Origin of the sequence: Pseudomonas sp. NPDC008258, assembly GCF_042956345.1 — a bacterium.
Taxonomy (GTDB): domain Bacteria; phylum Pseudomonadota; class Gammaproteobacteria; order Pseudomonadales; family Pseudomonadaceae; genus Aquipseudomonas.
In genome coordinates this window covers 48,081-54,642 of sequence record NZ_JBIBGE010000025.1, presented here as the reverse complement: position 1 = coordinate 54,642, position 6,562 = coordinate 48,081, and the positions used below count along the sequence as shown (strand labels likewise).

General features: G+C 66.6%; 5 protein-coding genes and 1 pseudogene. All 6 read left to right on the top strand.

Annotation, left to right across the window (positions count from 1 at the left end):
• Positions 1 to 196: pseudogene (locus ACFY9W_RS19885) on the top strand (hypothetical protein); the annotation flags it as partial.
• Positions 197 to 296: 100 nt separating this feature from the next.
• Complete coding sequence (locus ACFY9W_RS19880; protein ID WP_391133626.1) at positions 297 to 533, top strand: hypothetical protein; 237 nt, start codon at positions 297 to 299, stop codon at positions 531 to 533.
• A 316-nt stretch (positions 534 to 849) separates the two neighbouring features.
• Positions 850 to 2,760: a sigma 54-interacting transcriptional regulator gene (locus ACFY9W_RS19875; protein ID WP_391133493.1), complete on the top strand. Its 1,911-nt coding sequence runs from the start codon at positions 850 to 852 to the stop codon at positions 2,758 to 2,760.
• A 3-nt stretch (positions 2,761 to 2,763) separates the two neighbouring features.
• On the top strand, positions 2,764 to 4,497 hold the full coding sequence (locus tag ACFY9W_RS19870; protein ID WP_391133490.1) for an ABC transporter transmembrane domain-containing protein: 1,734 nt from the start codon (positions 2,764 to 2,766) through the stop codon (positions 4,495 to 4,497).
• Complete coding sequence (locus ACFY9W_RS19865; RefSeq protein WP_391133487.1) at positions 4,487 to 5,164, top strand: peptidase S8 and S53 subtilisin kexin sedolisin; 678 nt, start codon at positions 4,487 to 4,489, stop codon at positions 5,162 to 5,164. Before ACFY9W_RS19870 ends, ACFY9W_RS19865 begins: the two co-directional genes overlap by 11 nt.
• Positions 5,157 to 6,449, top strand: coding sequence for a tryptophan 7-halogenase (locus ACFY9W_RS19860; protein WP_391133484.1), 1,293 nt, complete (start codon positions 5,157 to 5,159; stop codon positions 6,447 to 6,449). Before ACFY9W_RS19865 ends, ACFY9W_RS19860 begins: the two co-directional genes overlap by 8 nt.
• The last annotated feature ends 113 nt before the right edge of the window (positions 6,450 to 6,562 follow it).

Here is a 6,562-nt window from a genome sequence, read left to right as displayed (position 1 = left end):
GTCACCCGCAATCATCAAGGCGCACAAGCGCCCGCTCTGCGATACAGTTGGCGCTTTTTTGTGCCCGGCTGTTTCGTTTTATGGCGGCTGTGCGTGGGGCGCCTCCGTGCGCGCCGGTTTCCTTGATTCCCGGTTGACCAACCCGCGTACAGTCGCCACCCATTCGTTTGGTCACGTTGTGTGGCGGCTCCAGTGAATCAAGGAGCGACACAATGACAAAAGGCTTACCTGATCCTCCCGTTCGCGCCACCACGGCGGCCTCCAGTTTTTCCACCTGTGAATGCAGCCACCCGCCATTGTTTGCCGTACGTTCGGGAGTGGACTACGAAGATGCGCTGGTGCATTTGTCCACGCTGCTGAAAGGCGCATTTGCGACCAACCTCAAGGCGCTGGAGCTGGCCAAAGGGACCTGCCGTGATCTGTTGTTGAGCAATGACCATGGGCTGGATTCGGCCAAGGCGGTGGTGGAGGCGTTGCTGGATGGGGTTGAGAGGCAGCTGCTGGCCGGGCAGAAGGCGGCGTCGAGTGTCTGACGAGACTCGGGTGTTGGTGAGACCGATCGATTGACCTCGAGGGCCTCTTCGCGGGCTCGCCCGCTCCCACAGGTACAGCGCAGACCTCAGGCCTGGTGCGGAGCCTGTGGGAGCGGGCAAGCCCGCGAAGCAGGCGACGCGGTGTATGGCGCCTGCAAGCCAGCCCCCACAGGGTTTGCGCCACCTTCAGGTCACCAGCCCAGCTACACCCCAATCCATCCACTACCAGATGACGCCCAGCCATTTCTCCCGCACACTGCGGGAAAATTCCCAAGCCCGTCTCCCGCCACCTTGCGGGGCACAGCCGGAGTAGAAAATGGCGCGACAACTAATAACAAACGCCCACGACCCGCTGCACGAATCCCGCCAGGCCCGCCTGAAACTGGCGAGTGAAGGCGAGCTGCCGCTGGGCATGCTGCGCGACGAGATCGACGCCTCGTGGCGCCGCAGCCTCGGGCATGGCCTGGACAGCCTGCAAGGCGAGCAAGTTGGCCTCGGCCTGGAACACGGCCATGATTTGCGTACCCTGCTGGAGCGCAACCGCCTGCTGGTCGATGCCGTTACCCCCGAACTCGACTATCTGGTCTCGCGTCAGGGCAAGGCTGGCATCATCATCCTCGGCGACGCCAAGGCCAACGTGCTGGCCATAGAGGGCCAGACCCACGTACTAAGCCGCGAGGGCCTGCGCGACCTGCAACCGGGTAGCTGCTGGAGCGAAACCCTGCGTGGCACCAACGCGATAGGTACAGCGGTGGTGGAAGGCCGCCCTACGCTGATCAACTGCGGCGAACATTACCTCGACCGCCTCAGCCCGTTTTCCTGCACCTCCGTGCCCCTGCGCGACCCGCGTGGCGAGGTGATCGGCGTGCTCGACATCACCCGCGAAGGGGTCATGGCGCAGCCTCAGGACAGCCTGACAACGCTGATGCTGGCCGCCGGCAACATCGAAAGCCGCCTGTTCGGCCTGTGCCACCCCGAGCAACTGGTGCTGGCCTTCCACAGCCGCCCGCAATACCTCAACAGTGCCTGGCACGGCCTGCTGGCGCTGAGCCTGGACGGTGAAGTGCTGGCCGCCAACGACAGTGCCTGCCAGTTGTTGCAGGTGCCACGCCATGAGCTGATCGGCCGGCGCAGCACTGACCTGCTCGGCGAACGCTCACCTGCGTTCATTGCACGCCTGTGGCAGGGCGGGGTGAGCAGCGTGCAGACGGCCAAGGGCGAGTTCTACTTCCGCGCCTTGCAGCTGCCACGGCATGGCCGGGTCAATGGCAGTGCGCCGGCAAGCAAACCGGCGCCTGGCAAGCAGTCGCCCGCACTCGAAGCATTGGCGGGTGGCGACCCACGCCTGGCGCGCAACCTGCGCATGGCCCGCCAAGGGCTGGGCAATGGCCTGCCGGTGCTGCTGCTGGGCGAGACCGGTACCGGCAAGGAAGTGGTCGCCCGGGCGTTGCACCAGGCCAGCCCGCGGGCCGACAAACCGTTTGTGGCCGTCAACTGCGCGGCCATCCCCGAAGGGCTGATCGAGTCCGAGCTGTTTGGCTACCGCGAGGGAGCGTTCACCGGCTCGCGCCGGGGCGGCATGGTCGGGCGCCTGATGCAGGCCCATGGCGGCACGCTGTTCCTGGATGAAATCGGCGACATGCCGCTGGCCCTGCAAGCGCGCCTGCTGCGGGTGTTGCAGGAGCGCCGTGTGGCGCCGCTGGGGGCGGGTGACGAGCAGGACATCGATGTGGCGCTGATCTGCGCCACTCACCGCGACCTCAAACGCCTTGTGCAAGAGCAGCACTTTCGCGAAGACCTTTACTACCGGGTCAACGGCGTGTCGCTGCGCCTGCCGGCGCTGCGCGAGCGGGACGACCTGGGCGCGATCATCCAGGGGCTGCTGGACAAGTCCGAAGCCCGTGGCGTAACCCTCGACCCGGCGCTGGCTGCCTTGCTCGAAGGCTTCGACTGGCCGGGTAACATCCGTCAGCTGGAAATGGTGGTGCGCACGGCGTTGGCCATGCGCGAGGACGGCGAGCAGGTGCTGACACTCGACCACCTGACCGATTGCCTGCTGGACGAGTTGGCCAGCGGCACGGCGCCTTCTGGCAGCCTCAAGGACAACGAGCTTGAGATGATCCGCGGCGCTTTGGCGCGCCACCAGGGCAATGTGTCGGCGGCAGCCGATGCGCTGGGGATCAGCCGGGCAACGCTGTACCGCAAGCTCAAACAGTTGCGCGGCTGAACCATGGGCCCATTGTTCGCGAGGCTGGTGGAGTCCAGCGACCCTGTCCTCATGCGCCAGGCATTGGCCTGGTTGTATGGTTTCGTGCGCCCGCACCGGCGTGCCATCGGCCTGTTGCTGGGCCTGTCGCTGGGTGCCTCGCTGCTGGCGCTGGCGCAGCCCTGGCTGGTCAAGACACTGATCGACGAGGGGCTGTTGGCCAAGGATTACCAGACCCTCTGGCACATGGCGGCGATCATGATTGGCGCGGGCCTGCTGGGTACCGTGCTGGCCGGGGTCAACCGCTACCTGCACACGCGCCTGTCGGGGCGCATCCTGTTTGCCCTACGCGATGACCTTTACCGGCACTTGCAGCAGTTATCGCCAACGTTCTACGGGCGACGGCGCATGGGCGACATCCTTTCGCGGCTGGATGGCGATGTGGCGGAGATCCAGCGCTTTGCCGTGGACTCGTTGTTCTCGGCCGTGTCGGCGGTGGTCGGGCTGGTGGGGGCGGTGGGCTTGATGCTGATGCTGTCGTGGCAGTTGTCGCTGCTGCTGGCGTTACTGGTGCCGATCGAAGTGCTGTGGCTGCGCTGGATGCGGCGCAAGGTGGAGCGCGAGGTGCGCAACTTGCGTGAGCGCTCGGCAGATGTGTCGTCGTTCCTGGTGGAGACCCTGCCGGCCATGAAGTTCATTCAGGCTGCCGGCCAGCAAGGCCGTGAGGCAGGGCGGCTGGACCAGCTGGGCCAGGGCTACATGCGCCAGCTGCTCAAGGTGCAGGTGACCGAATTCTTCACCCAGGCCATCCCCGGCACGCTGACCTCGTGGTGCCGCGCCTGCGCGTTTCTGGTTGGCGGCTGGTGGGTCATCCAGGGCACCTGGCAACTGGGTGCATTGATCGCGTTTTCCACCTACATGGGCATGGCGGTAGGGCCGGTGCAGAGCTTGCTAGGCCTGTATGTGGCGGTGCAGCGCATGGCCGTGAGCCTGGGCCGGGTAATGGAACTGAAGCAGGAGCCGGTGGCGGTGCGCCCGGCTGCCAATCCGCAGCCTATGCCGGAAGGGCCCGGCGAGTTGCAGCTTGAAGGGGTGGGTTTTGCCCATGAAGGCCGCCAGGGCGCGGTGCTGAACAACGTGCAGGTGCGCGTGCCGGGTGGCCTGAAGGTGGCCATCAGCGGTGCATCGGGGGTGGGCAAGTCGACCCTGATCGACCTGCTGCAGCGGTTCTACGACCCGGACGCCGGGCGCATTCTGCTGGATGGCACCGACCTGCGCGAGCTGGACCTGGCCGCGTTGCGCAGGCGCATCGCGGTAGTCAGCCAGGACATCGTGCTGTTCCGTGGCACGCTGGCGCAGAACCTTGCCTATGGTGTGCCCGAGGCCAGTCGTGAAGAACTGGAACGGGTAGTGCGCCTGGCACGCCTGGACAGCCTGGTCGAGAGCCTGCCGCTGGGCCTGGACGGCCTGCTGGGCGAGCGTGGCCAGCAGTTGTCCGGTGGGCAGAAGCAGCGTATCGCCATTGCCCGTGCGGTGCTGCAGGCTCCGGCGATCCTGGTGCTGGACGAGGCCACTTCGGCAGTGGACGAAGCCACCGAGCGTGAAGTGATCGCGGCCATCGACCAGTTGTTTGCCGGTCGCACGCGCATCCTGATCAGCCACCGGGCTGCCACCCTGGCCGATGCCGACCTGCACTTGCGGCTGCATGACGGCCAGTTGCAGGTGCTGGCGCAGGAGGTGATCAGGCATGGCCTCTGACGTGCGCGTTGGCATCATCGACAGTGGCTGCTCGCTGGAGCAGGCCAACGGTTTGCTTGGCGCCCGGCGCTTCTGGCTGGAAGACGGCCAACTGCGTGAAGGCGAAATGCTGCCCGACCGGCTCGGGCATGGCAGTGCGGTACTTGCCGGCGTGGAACGCGAAGCCGGTGCGGTACCGTTGCTGGTGGCCCAGGTGTTCAGTGACCAGGCCAGCACCAGTGCCTTGCAGGTGGCGGCCGCGCTGCTGTGGCTGGTGGAGGCCGGGGTCACGCTGGTCAACCTCAGCCTGGGGTTGCAGCAGGACCGCCCCGTGCTGCACCAGGCCTGTGCCGAAGCGCTGGCGGCTGGCGTGCTGTTGTGTGCATCCAGCCCGGCGCAGGGTGGGCCGGTGTACCCGGCTAGCTACCCTGGGGTGCTTCGACTGACCGGTGATGCGCGTTGCGCGCCTGGCGAGTGGTCCTGGCTTGGTACCCGGCAGGCGGACTTTGGCGGTTATGTAGGCGCGGGCGGCAGAGCAGGTGCCAGCCTGGGCTGTGCCGCGTTGAGCGGGAGGATTGCCGCTTTGCTGCGTGACGAGCCGGGTATGGATCGCCAGCAGATCCATGACTGGTTGCGCGCTCACGCAAGGTTCATCGGCCCTGAGCGGCGGGGGGCCAGCCATGGCTGAGCCGCGCATCGTGGTGCTGGGCGCCGGCCCTGCGGGTGCTGCCACGGCCATCGGCCTGCGGCGGCTGGGCTATACGGTGACGGTGGTGTCCGAGTGGCGCCGTTTCGCGGCGGTTGAGGGGGTTTCGCAGCGGGTGCTGGAGGGCTTGCGGCATGCGGGCCTTGGCGGGGCCTTGAGCCAGGCGGCCATGCCGGCTACCCGGCAGGTGCACTGGAATGGCCAGCACCTGCACATGAACCAGGAGTTTCTGCTCGACCGACAACGGTTTGACCGGGCGCTGCGTGACGACCTTCAGCGTGCAGGCGTGCACATGGTCGAGGGGCGCGTGCGTGAGGTGGTTCACGAGGGCTGTCATCGTGTTCGTCTGGACGATGGGCAGGTACTGGTCGCTGATTTCCTTGTCGAGGCCCGCGGCCGCCAGGCACCGCTGGCCGCAGACCGCCTGCGCGGGCCGGAGACAGTCAGCCTGCTGAATGTCTGGCAGGGGAGCCCCGGGGCGCCGGCCTCGGCAGTGGAGAGCCTGGAGGATGGTTGGGCGTGGATGGCGCGGCTTGAGGATGGCCGCTGTTACTGGCAGGTCACGCTGGACGCCGTTGGGCTACCGGGCAAGGCCGGGCTCGCAGACTACTGCGCGGCGCGGCGTGGCCTTAGCACGCTGGTGGCCGAACTGTTCGATGCCCAGGCGCTGATGCCGGCAGAGGTGCATGCACGCAGCAGTACTGCGATTCTGGCCGGGGAATGCGTTGGGCAGGACTGGATCCGGGTGGGTGATGCCGCGATGGCGGTTGACCCACTGTCGGGCAACGGCATTTTCCAGTCGCTGTCTTCGGCGTTGCAGGCGCCGGTGGTGATCAATACGTTGCTGCGCAGGCCTGATCGGGCTGCATTGGCGCGTCAGTTTCACCAGCAACGGGTCGAGCAGCTGTTTTTGCGTTTTGCCCGGATCGGGCGGGATTTCTACGCGCAGGAGCAGGGGCGCGCAGGGCAGCCGTTCTGGGGGCGACGGCAAGGCTGGCCGGATGCGCAGCCGTTGCATATGGCTGCGGATTGGAACGTGGTGCGGGTCGAGCGGCGGCCGGTATTGCGTGATGGGCTGGTGGACGAAGCCGAGGTGGTGGTGACGGCGGACCAGCCGTTGGGGGTGTGGCATTTGCAGGGGGTGGAGTTGGCGCCTGTGGTGCGGGAAATTCGCAGTGGCCGGCCGGTTGAGGCCGTGTTGTCTGGCTTGGCGGGTGAGCAGCAGATGATGGTGCGGCGCTGGTTGTTGGAGCAGGGGTTGGTTTGAGATTGCCGGGGCCGCGTTGCGGCCCATCGCGACGCAAGGCCGCTCCCACAGGTTCCGTGCAGGTCTGAAGGGTAGCGCTGTACTTGTGGGAGCGGCCTTGTGTCGCGATGGGC